The organism is Brevibacterium zhoupengii (genome assembly GCF_021117425.1).
GTDB lineage: Bacteria > Actinomycetota > Actinomycetes > Actinomycetales > Brevibacteriaceae > Brevibacterium > Brevibacterium zhoupengii.
This window is the reverse complement of the sequence record NZ_CP088298.1, coordinates 2846738-2865670: the sequence shown is the minus strand read 5'-3', so window position 1 is coordinate 2865670 and position 18933 is coordinate 2846738. Positions and strand designations below refer to the sequence as shown.

Annotated in this window: 17 protein-coding genes; 14 read left to right on the top strand and 3 right to left on the bottom strand. The window is 62.9% G+C overall.

All coding sequences use genetic code 11. The annotated features are described in order from the left end of the window. Window positions 1-4 precede the first annotated feature (4 nt). On the bottom strand, window positions 5-1513 hold the full coding sequence (locus tag LQ788_RS13000) for a CitMHS family transporter (RefSeq protein ID WP_231441620.1): 1509 nt from the start codon (window positions 1511-1513) through the stop codon (window positions 5-7). 142 nt (window positions 1514-1655) lie between these two features. On the opposite strand from LQ788_RS13000, the gene LQ788_RS12995 reads away from it, so the two are divergent. Both LQ788_RS12995 and LQ788_RS12990 read left to right on the top strand, forming a co-directional pair. Then, entirely contained in the window at window positions 1656-3527 is a 1872-nt protein-coding gene (locus LQ788_RS12995; RefSeq protein WP_231441617.1) for a sensor histidine kinase, read from the top strand. Further along, window positions 3524-4183 carry a response regulator gene (locus tag LQ788_RS12990; protein WP_231441614.1) on the top strand — a complete coding sequence of 220 codons (660 nt, stop codon included), beginning with the start codon at window positions 3524-3526 and terminating at the stop codon, window positions 4181-4183. Before LQ788_RS12995 ends, LQ788_RS12990 begins: the two co-directional genes overlap by 4 nt. A 398-nt stretch (window positions 4184-4581) precedes the next feature. Here the strand turns inward: LQ788_RS12990 and LQ788_RS12985 are convergent, their stop codons facing one another. Continuing rightward, on the bottom strand, window positions 4582-5940 hold the full coding sequence (locus LQ788_RS12985) for an MFS transporter (RefSeq protein WP_231441612.1): 1359 nt from the start codon (window positions 5938-5940) through the stop codon (window positions 4582-4584). Window positions 5941-6073: 133 nt separating this feature from the next. On the opposite strand from LQ788_RS12985, the gene LQ788_RS12980 reads away from it, so the two are divergent. The 12 genes from LQ788_RS12980 to dapF all read left to right on the top strand — a co-directional run bounded on the left by LQ788_RS12980 (window position 6074) and on the right by dapF (window position 18224). Further along, the gene (locus LQ788_RS12980) at window positions 6074-6673 is read left to right on the top strand and encodes an ArsR/SmtB family transcription factor (RefSeq protein ID WP_231441610.1); all 600 of its coding nucleotides are present in this window, start codon (window positions 6074-6076) and stop codon (window positions 6671-6673) included. A 260-nt stretch (window positions 6674-6933) separates the two neighbouring features. After that, window positions 6934-9711, top strand: a complete 2778-nt coding sequence (locus LQ788_RS12975) for a DNA translocase FtsK (protein ID WP_231441608.1) — start codon at window positions 6934-6936, stop codon at window positions 9709-9711. 144 nt (window positions 9712-9855) lie between these two features. Beyond that, window positions 9856-10560 carry a CDP-diacylglycerol--glycerol-3-phosphate 3-phosphatidyltransferase gene (pgsA, locus tag LQ788_RS12970; protein ID WP_231441606.1) on the top strand — a complete coding sequence of 235 codons (705 nt, stop codon included), beginning with the start codon at window positions 9856-9858 and terminating at the stop codon, window positions 10558-10560. Then, window positions 10514-11089, top strand: a complete 576-nt coding sequence (locus LQ788_RS12965; RefSeq protein ID WP_231441604.1) for a CinA family protein — start codon at window positions 10514-10516, stop codon at window positions 11087-11089. Before pgsA ends, LQ788_RS12965 begins: the two co-directional genes overlap by 47 nt. A gap of 196 nt (window positions 11090-11285) precedes the next feature. Then, window positions 11286-11615, top strand: a complete 330-nt coding sequence (locus tag LQ788_RS12960; protein ID WP_029417702.1) for a helix-turn-helix domain-containing protein — start codon at window positions 11286-11288, stop codon at window positions 11613-11615. Then, entirely contained in the window at window positions 11615-11842 is a 228-nt protein-coding gene (locus LQ788_RS12955) for a DUF3046 domain-containing protein (protein ID WP_231441602.1), read from the top strand. Before LQ788_RS12960 ends, LQ788_RS12955 begins: the two co-directional genes overlap by 1 nt. A gap of 307 nt (window positions 11843-12149) precedes the next feature. Then, window positions 12150-13262, top strand: a complete 1113-nt coding sequence (recA, locus tag LQ788_RS12950; RefSeq protein ID WP_231441600.1) for a recombinase RecA — start codon at window positions 12150-12152, stop codon at window positions 13260-13262. After that, window positions 13243-14019: a regulatory protein RecX gene (locus tag LQ788_RS12945; RefSeq protein WP_231441599.1), complete on the top strand. Its 777-nt coding sequence runs from the start codon at window positions 13243-13245 to the stop codon at window positions 14017-14019. Before recA ends, LQ788_RS12945 begins: the two co-directional genes overlap by 20 nt. A gap of 42 nt (window positions 14020-14061) precedes the next feature. Further along, window positions 14062-15558 carry a tRNA (N6-isopentenyl adenosine(37)-C2)-methylthiotransferase MiaB gene (gene miaB / locus LQ788_RS12940; protein ID WP_231441596.1) on the top strand — a complete coding sequence of 499 codons (1497 nt, stop codon included), beginning with the start codon at window positions 14062-14064 and terminating at the stop codon, window positions 15556-15558. A gap of 1 nt (window position 15559) precedes the next feature. Further along, window positions 15560-16249, top strand: a complete 690-nt coding sequence (locus LQ788_RS12935; protein WP_231441594.1) for a hypothetical protein — start codon at window positions 15560-15562, stop codon at window positions 16247-16249. A gap of 12 nt (window positions 16250-16261) precedes the next feature. Next, the gene (gene miaA / locus LQ788_RS12930; RefSeq protein ID WP_231441592.1) at window positions 16262-17188 is read left to right on the top strand and encodes a tRNA (adenosine(37)-N6)-dimethylallyltransferase MiaA; all 927 of its coding nucleotides are present in this window, start codon (window positions 16262-16264) and stop codon (window positions 17186-17188) included. 46 nt (window positions 17189-17234) lie between these two features. Continuing rightward, the gene (gene dapF, locus LQ788_RS12925) at window positions 17235-18224 is read left to right on the top strand and encodes a diaminopimelate epimerase (RefSeq protein ID WP_231441590.1); all 990 of its coding nucleotides are present in this window, start codon (window positions 17235-17237) and stop codon (window positions 18222-18224) included. Between the two features lie 84 nt (window positions 18225-18308). Here the strand turns inward: dapF and LQ788_RS12920 are convergent, their stop codons facing one another. Next, window positions 18309-18923: a class I SAM-dependent methyltransferase gene (locus LQ788_RS12920; protein ID WP_125188066.1), complete on the bottom strand. Its 615-nt coding sequence runs from the start codon at window positions 18921-18923 to the stop codon at window positions 18309-18311. Between the last annotated feature and the right edge of the window lie 10 nt (window positions 18924-18933).

The window sequence follows — 18933 nt, the reverse complement described above, 5'->3', positions numbered from 1 at the left end:
GTTCCTATCCGATTGCGATGACGCCGATGAGGACGCCGACGGTCAGCATCACCAGGGAGACGATGAGGGCTCGCCACAGGACCTTCTTGTGGTGGTCTCCGAGTTCGACTCCCGAGAGTGAGACGAGGAGCAGGATCGCCGGCACCAGCGGTGACTGCATGTGCACCGGCTGTCCCGTGATCGAGGCGCGAGCCATGTCGGCCGCGGAGATGCCGAAGTGGCCGGCGGTCTCGGCGAGCACGGGCAGGATGCCGAAGTAGAAGGCGTCGTTGCTCATGAAGAACGTCATCGGGATCGAGAGCAGTCCGGTGATCACAGCCATGTAGGGGCCCATGGACGAGGGGATGACGGCGACGAGCCACTCGGCCATGGCGTCGACCATTCCGGTCCCGCTCATGATGCCGGTGAGCACGCCGGCGGCCATGACCATGGCGACCACGGCGATGATCGCCGAGGCGTGTGAGGCCAGCTCTTCCTGCTGTGCCTTGATGTTGGGGAAGTTGACCATGAGCGCGATGACCATGGCGATCATGAACAGGTAGGGCAGGGGCAGCAGGTCGGCGACGAGCATGACCATCACGGCCACGGTGAGGATGAGGTTGAACCAGAAGAGCTTGGGACGCAGCGTCGCCCGGTTGGGGTCGAGTGCGGTGTCGGTCAGGGCAGAACCGGAACCGGCGTCGTGACCGGAACCAGCATCGGTACCGTCACTGTCAGCCAACATCGACGTCGCCGAGGTGGCGCCACCGGTAGCGGCACCCGATTCCGAGCCTGAGCCCGAGTTTGACCCTGTGCTCGAGATTGACTCTGAGCTTGCGCGGGCGACGGCGCCGACGAGGTCGGAGCGCTTCGACCCCGACGTCCCGGAACTGGCCTCATCGACCCAGGCCACACCGTTCTTGGCGAGGCGTCGGCGTTCGGAGATGCCGAGGAAGTAGGCGAAGACGAAGCACACCAGCAGACCGGCTGCCAGGGCCGGGACCATGGGAGCGAAGATGTCGTTGGCATCGATCTGCAGGGCAGAGGAGGCTCGTGCTGTCGGACCGCCCCAGGGGACGATATTGAGCGTGCCGTTGATCAGGCCGGCGACACAGGTCAGCACCACCGGTGACATCTCCAGGCGCTGATAGATCGGCAGCATCGCGGCGGTGACGACGATGAACGTCGTCGACCCGTCGCCGTCGAGGGAGACCGCTCCTGTCAGCAGGGCGGTGCCCATGACGACCTTGACGGGATCGTGGCCGGCGACCTTGAGGATGAAGGAGACGAGTTTGTCGAAGAGTCCCACGTCGATCATGATGCCGAAGTAGATGATGGCGAAGAGCAGCAGCGCAGCTGTCGAGGACATGTCTGCGATGGCGTCCATGACCATTTCTCCGATACCCAGACCTGCGCCGGTGAACAGTCCGAACACGGTCGGGACGATGATCAGCGCCAGGATCGGTGAGAGTCGCTTCGTCATGATCAGCGTCATGAAGACGATGATCATCGCGAAACCAAGAATTACGAGCACGAACTTCTCCTATGAAGGCGGATGTGATGCCCGATACACCCTAGGTCGGTCACCGCGGCGGCGCGCGTTTGTGTGCACTGAACACGTTCTGCCTGTTTGGCACCTTTTGCGCATTTCGCTCATGCCTGGTTAGTGTGGGTTGGTGCCACGTCCCGCCCGATCGTTCTCCCGCCGTGTTCTGTTCAGTCAGCTCGCGGTCATCGTGGTGACCTTGGCACTGGTGACAGGAGTCTTCGCGTGGATGGGCGGCCGTTCGGTCACCGAGGTCACCGAGACCGAGGCCCTGGCGACTGCCCGGGCACTGGCAGTCGATCCGGAAGTGAGGAAGGGTGCCACCCGCGCATCGGCACAGCACGCGGAGGAGCCTGACGAAGCGATCACCTCGGCGCTGGTGAAGATCACCGACGACCTGCGAGACTCCTCGGGGATCGTCTTCGCAGTCATCACCGACGACCGTGGAATCCGACTGACCCACCCGGACCGGGACAACATCGGCAAACACGTATCGACCTCCCCGGACGAGGCCCTGGCCGGGCGCGAGAACATCAGCCATGAGCGCGGCACCCTTGGTGAGACCGTGCGCGCCAAGGTGCCGATCTATTCCACCTCCGATGGCAAGACCGTCGTCGGGCAGGTCTCCGTGGGCATCCACGCCTCGGTCCTCGATGCCGATCTGCGCCGCGAGTTCCTCGTCCTCGGCTCTGTGGCCGTCCTGGCTCTGGCCATCGGGGTCATCGCTTCGCTGGCGCTGGGGCGCAGGCTGCGCCGCGAGACTTTGGGTGTGGGTCCCGAGGAACTTGCGGAGATGGCACGTGATCAGGGAGCGGTGCTGCGTGGTCTCGATGATGGAGTCCTGGCCTTCAGCTCCACCGGAGTCCCGACCCTGAGCAACTCCACGGCCGAGCAGCTGCTCGGCATCGCCCATGTCGAGGCGGGAACCGATGCCGATCCCGATGCGCCCTCTCGTACCGATGCCAACGCCAATGCGCTGTCCGATGCCGACGCTGCCTCCCAGGTCGACGCTCCCTCCCATGTCGACGCGTCTTCCAGTGTCGACGCCGATTCCGACAGCGGCACCACGATGGCGATTGCCCACGGATCCGGGATCAGCCCACGCGCGGAAGTGCCGGAGGTGATCAGACGAATGATGGTCGACGCACCCGATCACGGAGCCCTGCGGCGCCGAGTCAACGTCGGCGACCGGATCCTGCTGGCCACCGCCGTCAGAGTCAGCCGTGATGGAGTCTCGGTCGGCGGTGTCGTCACCCTGCGCGATGAGACCCAGGTCCTGACCATGGCTCGTCAGCTCGAGTCGGTGACCTCGATGGCGCGAGCCCTGCGGACCCAGCGACACGAATTCGCCAACCGTCTCCACACTGTCCTAGGCCTCGTGGACACAGGTGCGACCGACGAAGCTCGAAACTACCTCGCCACCATTCTGCGCACCGGACCGATAGCGACTCCCGTCGAAGGCATCGAGGTGATTTCCGAGCCCTACCTGAGGGCCCTCCTCGAGGCGAAGGGCACCACCGCCGCCGAGGTGGGCGTGAGTCTTTCTGTCACACCGGATTCGCTGGTGCTGGGCAGGGTGAATGAGCCCGAGGACGTCACACTCATCCTCGGCAACCTCATCGACAACGCCGTGCGAGCTGTGGTGACGGATGCCATGGGTGGAGTGGGCGACGACGCTGATCGGACAGACGCGGTGTTCGGCAGGGTCGAAGTGACGCTGCTCGGGTCCGGTTCGGAGCTGCATGCCGTCGTCACCGACACCGGTGGGGGAGTCGAGGACGCGGACGTGGAGTCCATTTTCGACGAGGGTGTCAGCAGTGCCGATGATCTCGACCCAGATCACGGACACGGCATCGGGTTGGCCCTGTGCCGGAGAACTGCACGCCGACACGGCGGCCGAGTGTGGCTGTTGACAGGTCATGACCCGGTGCTGGGTGGAGCCGGTTTCGCCGTCCACCTGCCCGATGCGCTCAGCGACGACACGGATGAGAAGGAGAGATGATGATCAATGTTCTGGTTCTCGACGACGACTTCTATGTGGGACAGATCCACTGTCGCTACGTCAACGAGGTCGCGGGATTTCAGGCCCTGGAGCCGGTGAGAGACCTCCGCACCGCCCGCACGATCATCGTCGAGGAGCAGGTGGACCTGCTGTTGGCCGACTATGTCCTGCCCGAAGGCAACGGCGTCGAACTCATCCGCGAGACAGATGTCGATGCGATCGTGCTCTCGGCCGTGACCGATCCCGATGTGGTGCGATCGGCGCTGCGGGCCGGAGCGATGACCTATATCTTCAAGCCCTTCGCTGCCGAAGAGCTGCAGGACTTCCTCCGTCGCTACGCCCGTTTCCGCCGGTATTGGGACCGGGAGAAGGTGAGCCAACCGGACCTTGAACGCCAGCTGCGCAGCCTGCACGATGTCGCGTCCCCGGGCAGTGCTCCGGCGAAGGGCTCGGGCTCGTCGACGAGCGGCCGGATCCTTGAGGCACTCGAGAGCGCCGATCAGCCGCTGACAGCCATGGAGGTCTCCGAGGTGGTCGGCACCTCGCGTGCCACCGCCCAACGCCACCTGGCCAAGCTCGCCGAATCCCGTGCCGTGACCGTCTCACTCCAGTACGGAAGCACCGGACGTCCAGAGCATCTCTACGGGATGGGCTGAAGGATCAACGGTCTCGAACGCATGCCTGATCGTTCCGCCGAGAAAAGTTTGAGGATGAAATACAGAATCAGGATTAGGGCGCATTGGGTCAATAGCTGGTTTCTGAAACTGTTGTCGAAACCCGTGGCCATTGTCGGTCGTGCAGAGTACCCGTTGATCTGGTCGCAGCCCACAGAAATTGAGATCGACCAGGATTCAACGGTCCGGATCGGCGTCGGTGTCCGGTATTTCGGGAGAGGAAAGTTGCTGGGAGTCTCTATGGCAGAGTTTCCAGCACGCAGCACCCCCGAACTCAGGTCAGGTGCCATCACATTTTGCAACGGAATCTGGAATCACGAACCATTCACACCGGTTGAGCATCCGTAGCCGTGCCTGCGTGCTCTCGGTCGTGCATGCCCTTAATCTTGCCGCGGATCGCAACCTCCGGACCTGTCTCTGCCGTCAGGCCCGTCGCCGTCTCCCGTGCCGTCTTCGAGCAGATTGAGCGCGCTCGGCAAATTTCTCATCGCGGTCAGTGGTGAGAGAAGCACCGGTAGAGATGCCACGATGCCCAATGTGGCGAAGACCCACAGGGTCTCCACGATGCCGATGGAATGCCCGATTGCTCCCCCAAGGAAGGCCCCGATGGGGATCGGACCCCAGACGAGGAATCGAATCGATGCGTTCATCCGCCCGAGCAGAGGTTTGGGACACAGCCGCTGGCGAAAGCTCACCTGAGTGATGTTGTAGACGACGACCGAGGCAGCGAGCAGAAACCCTCCGAACGTCAGCGTCGGCACCGGTGGCAGGACTGATGCCAACGGCAGATTGAGGAAGGTGAGGCCTCCTGCCAGTGCGGACAGGGAGATGGTGCGACCTTCACCGACGATGCGCTGCAGGGCGGGAGCCGCCAGGGCTCCGAGAAGCCCTCCGGCGGCACTGATTGAGAGCACGAGCCCAAGGACGGCTTGAGGCTGATCGAGAGTGCGCAGGATGTAGAGGGTCGACAACGCGAAGATCGCTGAGGAGCTGAAGTTGCTGGTACCGGTGCAGGCGACGATTCTGACCAGCAGGGAATGACTGAAGACGAAGGCCAGTCCGGCCCGGATCTCTTTCAGCAAAGGCTGTCTGCTCACTGCGCTGGGCGCCTGCTCTCGATGTCTGATCCGACTGACAAACAGACTCGAAAGTCCCATGCAGACACTGGTGACGCCGACCGTCAGCGGTGACCCGATGAGCGCTACCAGGCCCGCCGCTGCCGAGGGACCGATGACATTGGCGGTCTGCTGACTGGCCTGGAGCTTCCCATTGCCCTCGGCGATCTGATCGCCGGTGACGATCTCGGGCAGGTACGACTGATTCGCTACGTCGAAGAAGACGGTGATGATGCCGACCACCGCGGCCACGATGCACAGGTGGACGAATGACAAAGTACCGAGCAGCCAGGCTGCAGGAATGCTCAGCAGCACCAGGGCTCTGAGGATGTCACCGGAGATGAGTACGTACTTCTTGCGCATCCGATCGACCCAGGCGCCGGCGGGAAGGGCGATGAGGAGGAAGGCAAGGGACTCAAGGGTGGAGAGCACTCCCATCTCGAATGCGTCCGCATGCAGCAGCTGCACGGCGATGAGCGGCATAGCGAAGCCGACGAACTGGACCCCGAAGACGGAGACTGTGTCGCCCATCCACAGCTGCCGGAAATCATGATGGCGCCACAGCGACGCTGAACCGGTCACTTCGGTCGGGCTGGTCTTTTCGGGCGGGCCGTGCGCGGTCATAGGTTCCACTCCGAGTCCTGAATGACGAGTGATTGACAACTGTCAATCGCTAGTTTCACACTACTGATTGAGAGAAGTCAATCACTGTGGAGTGACCAATTGACTTCTCCCGATCACTCGTTAGCGTTGAGATATGAATGCTGAGCGCGCCGAGAACACAGCGCGGACCGTCGCGCGAGCCGTTGAACGCCGTGACGCCACCGATGCCGAGGCGAAGGCCTTGGCCTCGAGTCTGCGCATTCGCATCCTGCGGCTGTGCCTGGACGAGGCGCTGAGCAATCGCGAAATAGCCGAGGCGACCGACCTCAACCCCGCGACATCGCTGCACCATGTGCGGATGCTCGCCGACACAGGTTTCCTCGAGGCGCAGGAGCCGAGACGGGGTCGCCGGGGTGCCCGGGAGATCCCGTACCTCGCGACGGGCAAAAGCTGGTACATCGATGTCGGCGACGTGACGAACCCGATGATCGAGGCCTTCACCGCCGAATTCACGGCGGCTCCCTACGAGGAGCGCACGATGGGACGTATGGCCGCGATGCTCACCGAGGACGAAGTCGAGGAATTCCGAACCCGCATCGCCGAACTCTTCGAAGAGTTCAAATCCCGGCGGAGTAGATCAGCCACCAGACAATGGGGGCTCTTCATCGCCATGCACCCCAGCTCTCCGATGAACAATGAAAGCAGTCCGCCGAGCACCGAACGCAGCTCAGAGAGCGTTGACCCAGAAGTCTGAATACGCCGTGAGATTCCTTTCGCTGGCGCCTCGTTGACCAACCTCTGCCCACTCTTTCGGCGCGCCGAACCCTGCGGATTTACTGGGCAGGGGCGCATAATCGCCCTAAGATAAGAAGCATGGCGACCAGAACGACTTCCCCCGCTTCTGGTAAAGGAAAAGGCACAGCGCGTAAAACTGCTGGTCGGACCGGGCAAGCGGGGACCAAGGAAGACCCCGGGACAAACGTTGTCACCGGTGCGTGGAGGGGAGTGGCCCACATGGCCGGAAACCGTGCGCGAAAGATCCTCAGTGACGAACCGACCGACCAGTCACCGACGAAGAGAGACGGCACCGCCTTCTTCCTCATCGGTCTCTCGATCATCATCGCAGCCTTCGAATGGTGGAACATCCCCGGTGCGATCAGCGACGTTGTCCGCAACGTCGTCGAAGGCACCTTCGGCCGCGTAGCCCTCGCCCTGCCGGTGATCTTCACCGCATATGCGATCCGACTGTTCCTGCGCGGAGACGACAACCGAGGCAACAACCGGATCCTCATCGGCATCATCTTGGGTCTGTTCGCAGCGGCCGGACTGGCCCACATCGCCGCAGGCAACCCCAGCTTCGTCAACTCCCGTGAGGCTATGGCCAACGGGGGAGGAGCGCTCGGCTTCGTCATCTCCTCACCCCTTGTTGTCGCCACCACCGGATATGTGGCCGTTCCGCTGCTCATCCTGCTCGGGCTCTTCTCCCTGCTGGTCATCACCGCGACACCTGTGCGCTCGATCCCGAAGCGCCTGATGGATCTCTACCTGCGTCTCACCGGAGGGGCTCGGCCCGATTCCGAGAAGCAGGATGGACAGGATTCGACCGACCTCGTCGCCGACAATGCCCGGACCTCGACCCTCAAGCCCGTCATGGGCGCCAAGCGTCGCTCGCGGAAGAAGAAGACCGACCTCCCCGAGGGCGAGCATCCCGATGATGACACGGCGACCAAGGCCTACGACAAGGCCTACATCCACGAAAACGATGTCAGCGATGAAGAAGCTGACACCACCGTCATCGAACGTCCGCAGTTCAAACCCGGCGAACGTCGGCCCACGAAAGCCGAGCGTGAAACAGCTGCGCTGAAGAAGACCATCGGCATGGACGATGACGCTGCCACCGTGGCGAAGAAAACCACCTCGGGAGCCGCCTCGGCGCCGGTGCCGTTGACGAACAGCCCGGCACCCCCACCCACGGAACAGCTGCCCGAACGCGTCGAGCAGCTCACCCTGGCAGGCGACGTCACCTACACCCTGCCAGCATCGGACAACCTCCTGCCCGGACCTCCTGCGAAGGAACGCTCCGAGGCCAACGACCGCGTCGTCGAAGCACTGCGCGACGTGCTCGAACAGTTCAAGATCGACGCGGCGGTCACCGGATTCTCCCGTGGCCCCACGGTCACCCGCTACGAGGTCGAACTCGGCGCGGGCACCAAGGTCGAGAAGGTCACGGCGCTGTCGAAGAACATCGCCTACGCAGTAGCCAGCGCCGATGTGCGCATCCTCTCGCCGATTCCCGGCAAGAAGGCGATCGGCATCGAGATCCCCAACTCCGACCGTGAGAACGTCGCCCTCGGCGATGTGCTGCGCTCGAAGGCCGCCCGCAAGACCGAGAACTCACTGGTCATGGGTGTGGGCAAGGACGTCGAAGGCGGCTTCGTCGTCGCCGACCTGTCGAAGATGCCTCACCTGCTTGTCGCCGGTGCCACCGGTGCCGGTAAGTCGAGCTTCGTGAACTCGATGATCACCTCGATCATGATGCGTGCGACCCCCGACGAGGTGCGCATGATCCTCGTCGACCCCAAGCGCGTGGAGCTCACGATCTACGAGGGCATTCCGCACCTCATCACCCCGATCATCACGAACCCCAAGAAGGCCGCCGAGGCGCTCGAATGGGTCGTGCGCGAAATGGACGCTCGCTACGACGACCTCGCGAACTTCGGGTTCAAGCACATCAACGAATTCAACAAGGCCGTCCGGGAGGGTCGCGTCGAAGTTCCCGCAGCATCGGAACGGGTGCTCCAGCCCTACCCTTACCTGTTGGTCGTCGTCGACGAGCTCGCCGACCTGATGATGGTCGCCCCCCGCGACGTCGAAGCGTCGATCCAGCGCATCACGCAGCTGGCACGTGCAGCCGGTATCCACCTGGTCCTGGCCACACAGCGACCCAGCGTCGACGTCGTCACCGGCCTCATCAAGGCCAACGTGCCCTCACGTCTGGCATTCGCCACCTCTTCCCTGGCCGACTCGCGAGTCGTGCTCGACCAGCCGGGTGCGGAGAAGCTCATCGGACAGGGTGATGCCCTGTTCCTGCCCATGGGTGCTGCGAAGCCGATGCGTGTCCAGGGTGCCTGGGTCAACGAGTCGGAGATCGAAAAGGTCGTCGACCACGTCAAGGGCCAGCTCAAGCCGAACTACCGTGAAGATGTCGCGGTCGAGGCACCGAAGAAGGTCATCGACGAGGAGATCGGCGACGACCTCGAGCTCCTGCTCCAGGCAGCCGAGCAGGTCGTGACCACCCAGTTCGGTTCAACGTCGATGTTGCAGCGCAAGCTGCGCGTCGGCTTCGCCAAGGCCGGTCGCCTCATGGACCTCATGGAATCTCGCGGCATCGTCGGCCCCTCCGAAGGTTCGAAGGCCCGCGACGTGCTCGTCCGGCCGGAGGATCTGCCCGGCACCCTGGCGATCATCAAGGGTGAGACTCCTCCGGACGAAGAACCGAGCTCGGCGGCAGGCGACGATGGTGCCTACGACGACGGTTCCGGCTACGGCGGGAACAGCCGATCACAGGGCGGCACACAGTCGGCGGCCGGGGACTTCGATGAGGAGTTCGACGACTACGGCGACTCGGGTGCGAGCACCTCGGCGAGGTCTTCAGGTTCCGGTGCCAACGACCGTTATGCGACGGGCGTGGGACATGCCGCAGACCTGCACGTCGGCGATGTCGATCCCGAGACGGGACTCGAAGTCGTCGAAACCAGCGGCGAAGACGCCTGGTCACTGACGGGTCGCTGACCGCAGATGCACCTCAGGCCCGCTGAGTAGGGCCCCATGCCCATCGGGCGGGGTGCGAATAGAACAGAATACGGCGTGGAGCTGACCGCTGAAACGAGCGGTCGGCTCCACGCCTTTCACATGTCCCTCAGATAGGGTTGTCACGTGAATGATCGACCAGAGAACAGCGCCCCGGGACACACACCGGCAGAGCCCAGCCCGTGGAATGTTCCCAACGCACTGACCGTCCTCCGGATCCTGCTCGTCCCCGTCTTCCTCGTCCTCCTCCTCGCCGACGGCGGCCAGGACATGACCATGCGGTGGTGGGCACTGGCCGTCTTCCTGCTGGCGATGGCCACGGACAAGATCGACGGGGACCTGGCACGCAAATACAACCTCATCACGAACTTCGGCAAGATCGCGGACCCGATCGCCGACAAGTCCCTGATGGCAGCGGCCCTCATCGGCCTGGCGATGATCACAGAGATCCCTTGGTGGGTCCCGGTCATCATCCTCATCCGGGAGCTGGGCATCACCGTGCTTCGCTTCTTCATGATCCGCATCGCCGTCATGCCCGCGTCCAGAGGCGGCAAGATCAAGACGGTGCTGCAGACCGTCGCCATCGGACTCTTCCTGCTCCTGCGCCCCCTTGCGCAGATCGTTCCCGAAGGAGTGACCTTCGCCGTGCTGATCCTGGCCTGGCTGACCATGGTCGCTGCCATCATCGTCACCGTCGTGACCGGAATCGACTACTGCGTCCAGGCTGCGAAACTTGCCAAAGACTCACACACGGTCGGCGGCCCCGCCGGGGAACGCCCTGCCGATGGCCCTCCTGCCGCGGATGGACACACCGGCCCAGACGCCAAGTGAGATCGTGAACGAGACCGAGCTCTTTTCCCGCAGCCAGCACCTCATCACCACCTGCACGCAGGTGGGACTCTCGGTCGCGGCAGCAGAGTCGCTGACCGGTGGTCGCTTCGTGGCGACACTCGTCGACGTCCCCGGGGCCTCCGCGGTCGTTCGCGGCGGGCTCATCACCTATGCCACCGACCTCAAATCTCGACTGGCCGGAGTCGACGCAGACCAGCTCGAAGAGACCGGGCCCATCGACGAAGTCGTCGCGGCCCAGATGGCAGCCGGCGCGGCACGCGAGTGCGTCGCCGACATCGGAGTCTCCTGCACGGGAGTGGCAGGACCAGACCCGCAGGACGAGAAGCCGGTCGGTCTCGTCTACACCGCCATCGCCTTCGCCGGGAAGGCACAGGTCAGCGAACACCATTTCGAGGGAGACCGAGAGGCGATCCGCAGTCAGACCGTGGCCGCCATGATGGCCGACCTCGATGATTTCGTCACCCGCTTGGCGTTCGGACCTGAAGCAGACGACTCCGTCGAGGCCTGAACGCGTATGCCTGGAATAAGTTCCACCTCGTTGAAGTTAAGCAAGTAATGGCAATTGAAAGAACATGCACCGGTACCTTCGAATGGACTGGCAAAACCATCAGGTCACACACCCAGGTTGGCGCTCGGCATCGACCGGGCTGTAAAGTTGAGCACACCGTTAGGACAGTTCGCGGAGACAAAGGGAGGGACGCGTTATGTTACTGAGAGTAGAAATCGGTGACGCGTTGCGTTCCGTTCGCCGCCGCCAGGGGAGAACCCTGCGCGATGTCTCCATGGGAGCCAGCGTCTCGCTGGGCTACCTCAGCGAGATCGAGCGCGGTCAGAAGGAAGCTTCTTCGGAGCTCCTCTCCGCAATCTGTGAAGCCCTCGACTTGCCGTTGTCGGCTCTGCTGTCTTCGGTCTCGGATCGGTTCGCACTCGAAGAAGGTGTTGAGATTCCCGACACCATCCCACAGGAGCTCTCCGACAAGATCCTCGGTCGTCCCGGTGGTTACACCGTGCCGCGACTGGCAGCCAAGCCCTAATGCGTCACACCCTCTACTGGGTTCTCATGAACGAGGAATTCGGCGAGGCACGAGCCGCATCACTGCACACGGATCTCGCGCTGAGCAGCTTGGGTTCCCGAACCGCTGAAGAAGCATTCAAAGCCGGGATTGAACCCCGCGACATCTGGATCGCAGTCTGCGACGCTTCCGGCGTACCGGAATCACGTCGCCTGGGTAAAGAGAAACCACGCTCCCGTCCCTTCTGAGGCCGTTCTGTTTTCCCGGTCGTGGTGGTAACTGATCGTTGGGGCTTCGCTCCTCGACGCGCAACGTCTCTGTCGATCACCGCATCGGGTTCTCTCGCACCGGCTGCACAATGACATCGCGCAAAATAGTGCGACACGCACCGACATATAGAACACTTGTTCCCATGTCGGTTATGCTGGTAATGAATCACGGGACCTGTGACCATGAGTGGCTGATTATCCACGGGGGGCTTCGTTCCTCTGTTGTTATGTCAGTGCCACCTTCTAGCCTTGGTCTCAACGGAAAACGACACTTTTAGGAGAGACCATGGCTCGTACACCGAAGAACCTGCAGATCCCGACCGGCGGCGACAAGTCGAAGGCACTCGACGCCGCACTGGGTCAGATCGACCGCAACTACGGCAAGGGCGCGATCATGCGCCTGGGCGAAGGAGTCCGGGAACCGATCGCCTGCATCCCCACCGGTTCCATCGCACTCGACATCGCTCTGGGCATCGGCGGACTGCCCCGCGGTCGTGTCGTTGAGATCTACGGCCCGGAATCCTCGGGTAAGACCACCGTGGCGCTCCACGCTGTTGCGAACGCACAGAAGACAGGCGGCATCGCAGCATTCATCGATGCCGAGCACGCACTTGATCCGGAATACGCGAAGAAGCTCGGCGTCGACACCGACCAGCTCCTCGTGTCTCAGCCGGACACCGGTGAGCAGGCACTCGAAATTGCTGACATGCTCATCCGCTCTGGAGCACTCGACGTCATCGTCATCGACTCCGTCGCAGCCCTCGTGCCGAAGGCCGAAATCGAAGGTGAGATGGGTGACAGCCACGTCGGCCTCCAGGCACGACTGATGTCGCAGGCACTGCGTAAGATCGCTGGCGCCCTGTCCCAGTCGAAGACCACCGCCATCTTCATCAACCAGCTGCGTGAGAAGGTCGGAGTCTTCTTCGGCTCCCCGGAGACCACCTCCGGTGGTAAGGCTCTGAAGTTCTACGCCTCGGTGCGCATCGACGTGCGTCGCATCGAGACCTTGAAGGAAGGCCAAGACGCGGTCGGCAACCGCACCCGTGCCAAGATCGTCAAGAACAAGATCGCCCCGCCGTTCAAGCAGGCTGAGTTCGATATCATCTACGGCCAGGGCATCTCCCGCGAGGGAAGCCTCATCGATATGGGCGTCGACAACGGCATCATCCGCAAGTCCGGATCATGGTTCACCTATGACGGTGACCAGCTGGGCCAGGGCAAGGAGAACGTGCGTAACTTCCTGCGCGACAACCCGGGCCTGGCAGAGGAGATCGAGCTCAAGATCAAACACAAGATGGGTCTGATCAAGGTCGACGAACCCGAAGCAGACGCAGACGCCGATCAGGCAGACGGCGCCGCAGCAGAGAGCTCGAAATCGGATGACGTCGAAGTCTCCTGACCCACACGGTCGCGGTGGTGATCTTGCCGAGTCGAACCCACACGGGACCGACTCGGTGCGATCAGGGGCGGCCTCGTCGAAGCTGGAGAAGCTTCGCGAGGCCATCTCCGAGATCGACCAACGCCATGCCGAAGGCGAAAGCGGATTCTTCGCCGATGACGCCTCGGAAGCACAGACTCCGGGGCCTTCTGTAGCCTCTGGACCCGTGCAGACGTCAGAGTCTGATGGCATCCCATCCTTCGCGAATGCACTGTCATTCGACGATGATGACGATGATGATGACGGCCCGGTGGATTTCGACGCCGCTTACGCCAAGGCGAAGAAGACGGCCATGAACATGCTGGCCATGCGCGACCACGCCAGCGGAGAGCTGCGCGACAAACTCCTCAAACGTGACTTCCTGCCGGCCGCAGTCGATGAACTCATCGCCAAGCTCCAGAAGTCACGTCTCCTTGATGATGAAGAGTTCGCCCACCGTTACGTGCGCGCTCACCGGGAGCGGCGAAAGCTCTCCCGCTCGGCCCTCAAGCGTGAACTCAACAAAAAGGGACTGCCTGCCGAGATCGTCTCCGACGCCGTTGAAGACGTCGACGGTGAAGATGATCTCGCCCGCCAAGTCGCGGAGAAGAAGGCCGCCTCGACTCGCGGTCTTGACCATGATGTTCGTGAACGTCGCATCCTGGGCATGCTCGCACGTCGTGGCTTCGCATCCTCGGTCTGTCTCAAGGTGACACGCGAAGTCCTTGCCGAGGACTGAACATCGTCGACTGTGAGGGACAACAGCTAGAATAGTTGCGCCATGACTGAACTGATTGATGCACCCACCTCCGCCGAGAGCTCACCGCGCAGCTACGAGGTGAAGACCTACGGCTGCCAGATGAACGTCCACGACTCCGAACGACTCTCCGGACTTCTCGACGACGCCGGGTATGTTCCCGCAGACGCCGATGACCAAGCCGATGTCATCGTGTTCAACACCTGTGCGGTGCGAGAGAACGCGGACAACCGTCTCTACGGAAACCTCGGTCAGCTGGCCCACGTCAAGGAACGCAATCCCGACTTCCAGATCGCCGTCGGCGGCTGCATGGCGCAGAAGGATCGCGACACGATCGTCAAGAAGGCTCCATGGGTCGACGTGGTCTTCGGCACCCACAACATGGGCTCACTGCCTGCACTGCTCGAACGAGCGCGACATAACCAGGAAGCCCAAGTCGAGATTCTTGAGAGCCTCGACGTCTTCCCTTCCACTCTGCCCAGTCGACGTGAGTCTCAGCATTCCGGATGGGTGTCCATCTCGGTCGGATGCAACAACTCCTGCACCTTCTGCATCGTTCCCAGCTTGCGCGGCAAAGAGAAAGACCGCAGGCCCGGCGACATCCTGGCCGAAGTCGAAGCACTCGTGGCAGACGGCGTCGTCGAAGTCACGCTCCTGGGCCAGAACGTGAACTCCTACGGTTCGGAATTCCGGGACAAGGGCGCCTTCGCGAAACTGCTGCGCGCAGTCGGAAAGGTCGAAGGCATCGAACGTGTGCGCTTCACCAGCCCACACCCGGCCTCGTTCTCCGATGACGTCATCGACGCCATGGCGGAAACACCCACCGTGATGCCGCAGCTGCACATGCCGCTGCAGTCCGGCTCGGACTCGATCCTCAAATCAATGCGCCGCTCCTACCGCACCAGCCGGTTCATGCGCATCCTCGACTCGGTGCGCGAGAAGATCCCGAACGCAGCGATCACCACCGACATCATCGTCGGATTCCCCGGCGAGACCGAGGAGGACTTCCTGGGAACCATGGACATCGTCCGACGTGCGCGTTTCTCGCAGGCCTTCACCTTCCAGTACTCCATCCGCCCCGGCACCCCCGCCGCAACGATGGAGAACCAGGTGCCCAAACACATCGTGCAGGAGCGCTTCGAACGCCTGACTGCTCTCCAGGACGAAATCTCCTGGGAAGAGAACACCGCACAGATCGGCCGCGAGGTCGAAGTCCTCGTCACGACCCGACCCCATGATGACTCCCCACGGCTCACCGGTCGTTCGGCGGACAATCGACTCGTTCACGTCGGCATCCCCGACGGAGAGCAGATGCCGCGTCCAGGCGACTTCGTCACCGCGACCGTGACCGACGCCAAACCGTTCTTCCTCTTAGCAGACTCCGGTTACGCACTGCGACCCTCACGAGCCGGAGACGCCTACGACCGCGCACAGGCGGACAGCTGCGGAACTCCCACATCGGGCCAGACGAGTGGGGCTTCCACAAACCTGGGCATGCCGACCATCCGCACTCGCAGCTGAGATGGCCTCTTTTGCAGTGATCCCGGCAGCCCCGATCCTGCTGGCAGACGTGGACCTGGCAGAGGCCTCGCAAGCTGGGCAGATGCGAGCCGCGATCGAATCCTGCCTGTCGACCAGATCAGAGTGGGCGCTTCCGGTTCGGCAATTGCCTCCGCTGGCAGGTCTCGGCGGGTTGGGAATCGATCGCGGAATCGACACGCGAACGAATGAGCTGCTCGAGAGCGAGGACTGGGTTCAGGCGGTGTCGGAGCTCAACCCTGCCGACCGTGCACTCTGTGAGTCCGCACATCCTGCCATTGCTGTGGCACTCCTCCATGCACACTCAGCCGGAGTGCGCATCGGAGCACTGCCCGACAGCGAATCACCGGCCGACAGCGGAGCACTGGCCAGCAACGAGAACCTGTTGGTCCCTATCGACCTTTCAGCCGCTGCCTCTGAAGAGGCCCCTTTGGCCCCCGTACCAGGGGCGGCACAGGCCGACGAGCGGATTGTTGCTGCGCTCAGCGCCGATGATCCTAGGTCGGTCGTCACCGCCGTCGCGGCCGCCGTTGACGTGCATGCTGATCTCGAGCTCCTCGAGGCAGCCGCAGCCCACATGTGGGCCCACAGGTCATCCGACTATTCCTTCACCACTGTCTTCGACGAGTACCTTCACGAGGTTCGATCACTGTGCGGGACCGGGACATATTGAGATGAGACACCGTTGAGCACGTCGTCACAGCCGACCATCACCATTGCCGGGGCCACCGCCACCGGAAAATCGGATCTCGCCCTCAACCTGGCCGAGCACCTGGGCGGGGAGATCATCAATACGGACTCCATGCAGTTCTACCGCGGCATGGACATCGGCACCGCCAAACTTCCCGCCGACCAGCGCCGAGGGATCACCCACCACCTCATCGACATCCTCGACGTCCGAGAAGAAGCCAACGTGCAGACGTTTCAACGGCAGGCGCGTGAAGCCATCGCCGACATCCGCACGCGGGGGAAACGACCGATTCTCGTCGGCGGATCGGGGCTGTACGTGCGCGCCGCGACTGATCGGATGGAGTTCCCCGGCACCGATCCGCAGGTGCGGGCACGCATCGAATCCGAAGTCGAGGCCGATCGTTGGGGCAGGCACAGGCATCTGCAGGAAATCGATCCGGCTGCCGCTGCGAAGATCACTCCCAATGACTCGCGGCGCATCGTGCGTGCCCTTGAAGTCATCGAACTCACCGGACGTCCCTTCAGCGCTCAGCTGCCCGACTATCAGGCCATCGAACCGACCATCCACCTGGGCCTGAGTGTCGAACGAAAGATCCTGCATGAGCGGATCGCGTCCCGGGTGGAGACGATGTGGGAACAAGGGTGGGTCGACGAAGTCCGCAACCTGCTCGAACACGGCCTGGCCGAAGGCAGAACCGCCTCACGAGCGATCGGATACGCTCAGATTCAGCAGCACCTGGCAGGCGCGCTCGACAGAGGCGAAGCTCAGGAGCAGACGATCATCAGAACTCGACAGTTTGCACGCAGGCAGGACACCTGGTTCCGCAGAGACCCGCGCATCGTCTGGATCGACGCCACAGCGGGTGACCATGAGGCCAATGCGGCCAGCGCCCTCGACGCTGTGGCCGCCACGACGAGCTGAATGCCGACTGTGTCGGCAGCTGGCCTGTCACCGATAGAATAAGACCATGAGCTCCTCCCAGTCACCATTCGCGGACATCGCAGGCACGACCTTCATCAAAGGCCACGGCACACAGAACGACTTCGTCCTCCTGGTCGACGATGACAGTGCACTGGAGATGCATCCCGAGACGATCGCGCTGCTGGCCGATCGACGGTCGGGACTGGGCAGCGACGGGGTCATCCGCATCGTGCGTTCAGCGAGCAGCGGGATCCCCGGTGCCAAGGAACAGGCCGAGGCAGCCGCCGAATGGTTCATGGACTACTACAACCACGACGGCAGCCTCTCTGAGATGTGCGGCAACGGAGTGCGAGTCTTCGCACACGTGCTCGCCACGACAGGACGTGTTGCGGCCGATTCGAGAGAGATCCTCGTCGGCACTCGTGATGGCATCAAGACCGTGCGCACGGTCCTCAACCCGGCACTGGGCAAGCAGGCCGGCGACGCCACAGCCTCGGCAGGGCAGTCGCTTCCCGGATCAGCAGCCGACTCCTGGTACATGATCGACATGGGCGAATGGTCACTCGACGACAGCGAAGACGTCATCGTTTCGACCTCGGGCATCGAAGTTCCCCGCCCAGGCATGCGCGTCGAAACAGGCAACCCGCACACCGTGGTCGCACTGGCGGAGTCCGCTGAACTCGAAAGTGCAGAACTGCGCGACGCACCCGTCCTCGACCCGGTTCCGCCGCAGGGATCGAACGTCGAATACATCGTCATGGAACCGGCCCGCAGCGATGTGGCCGGGGGAGAGGGCGCCCTGCGCATGAGGGTGTTCGAACGCGGTGTTGGTGAGACCCGCTCCTGCGGGACAGGTGCCTGTGCCGCAGCGATCGCCGCTCACCACTGGGCGGGACCGACCTCACCCCTGCAATGGCGCGTGGATGTCCCCGGTGGACAGCTGCGTATCGGCATCACACCCAACGCCGATGGGACACGCGGCAGCGTCACCCTGTCGGGACCGGCTGTGCTGGTCGCCGACGGAACGATCAGCTGACACACGCAGACTGACAGCCGAAACAAGAAGCCTGACGGCCGATTCGCACAGACTGACAGCCAATACACGCAGACTGACGACGCGTCAGTCGCGGTCGATCGTGAGGACGCGATAGCCCTTCGACGATCCGGTGCGTACGACGCTGAAGCCGGTTCCGAGGGTTGCGATGAGCCATTTCTGCAGCGAATCCGCGCCGAGGTTCTTCGAGACCACCAGATCCGCGCGTCCGCCCGGGGCCAGACGGGGCAGCCAGGTGCTCAGCAGCTCATGCAGAGCTTCCTTGCCGACCCTGATCGGCGGGTTGGACCTGATCGCACTGAACTGCAGGTCGTCGGGAATCTCATCAGCGGTGACGGGACGAATTGTCTTGAGTCCGTGACGCTGCGCATTCTTGGCAGTCGTTTCAAGGGACCGGGAGTTGACGTCGAGTGCCCACACACGAACGTCCACCTCGGCGTCCTTGGCGCTCAGGGCCGCGTCCAAGGCGATCGGCCCCCAACCACACCCCAGATCGAGGATGTCGCCGGGCTCGGGCACGGGCAGATGTCGCAGCAGGACCGCGGTCCCCAGATCCAAACGTGTGGGGGAGAAGGTTCCCGAGACGGTCTCGACCGTGACTTCACGGCCAGCGAGATCGAGGGTGAGCTCGCGTGTTTTGGCCTCGCTGCTGGGCGATTCGGTGAAATAGTGCTCTGACACCGTTACAGTC

Excerpts from the sequence above, each read along its gene's own strand:
- LQ788_RS12990 (WP_231441614.1), top strand. The coding sequence starts at position 3,524 with ATGATGATCAATGTTCTGGTTCTCGACGACGACTTCTATGTGGGACAG.
- LQ788_RS12985 (WP_231441612.1), bottom strand. The coding sequence starts at position 5,940 with ATGACCGCGCACGGCCCGCCCGAAAAGACCAGCCCGACCGAAGTGACC.
- LQ788_RS12980 (WP_231441610.1), top strand. The coding sequence starts at position 6,074 with ATGAATGCTGAGCGCGCCGAGAACACAGCGCGGACCGTCGCGCGAGCC.
- LQ788_RS12975 (WP_231441608.1), top strand. The coding sequence starts at position 6,934 with ATGGCCGGAAACCGTGCGCGAAAGATCCTCAGTGACGAACCGACCGAC.
- LQ788_RS12965 (WP_231441604.1), top strand. The coding sequence starts at position 10,514 with ATGGCCCTCCTGCCGCGGATGGACACACCGGCCCAGACGCCAAGTGAG.
- LQ788_RS12960 (WP_029417702.1), top strand. The coding sequence starts at position 11,286 with ATGTTACTGAGAGTAGAAATCGGTGACGCGTTGCGTTCCGTTCGCCGC.
- LQ788_RS12955 (WP_231441602.1), top strand. The coding sequence starts at position 11,615 with ATGCGTCACACCCTCTACTGGGTTCTCATGAACGAGGAATTCGGCGAG.
- recA (WP_231441600.1), top strand. The coding sequence starts at position 12,150 with ATGGCTCGTACACCGAAGAACCTGCAGATCCCGACCGGCGGCGACAAG.
- LQ788_RS12945 (WP_231441599.1), top strand. The coding sequence starts at position 13,243 with ATGACGTCGAAGTCTCCTGACCCACACGGTCGCGGTGGTGATCTTGCC.
- miaB (WP_231441596.1), top strand. The coding sequence starts at position 14,062 with ATGACTGAACTGATTGATGCACCCACCTCCGCCGAGAGCTCACCGCGC.
- LQ788_RS12935 (WP_231441594.1), top strand. The coding sequence starts at position 15,560 with ATGGCCTCTTTTGCAGTGATCCCGGCAGCCCCGATCCTGCTGGCAGAC.
- dapF (WP_231441590.1), top strand. The coding sequence starts at position 17,235 with ATGAGCTCCTCCCAGTCACCATTCGCGGACATCGCAGGCACGACCTTC.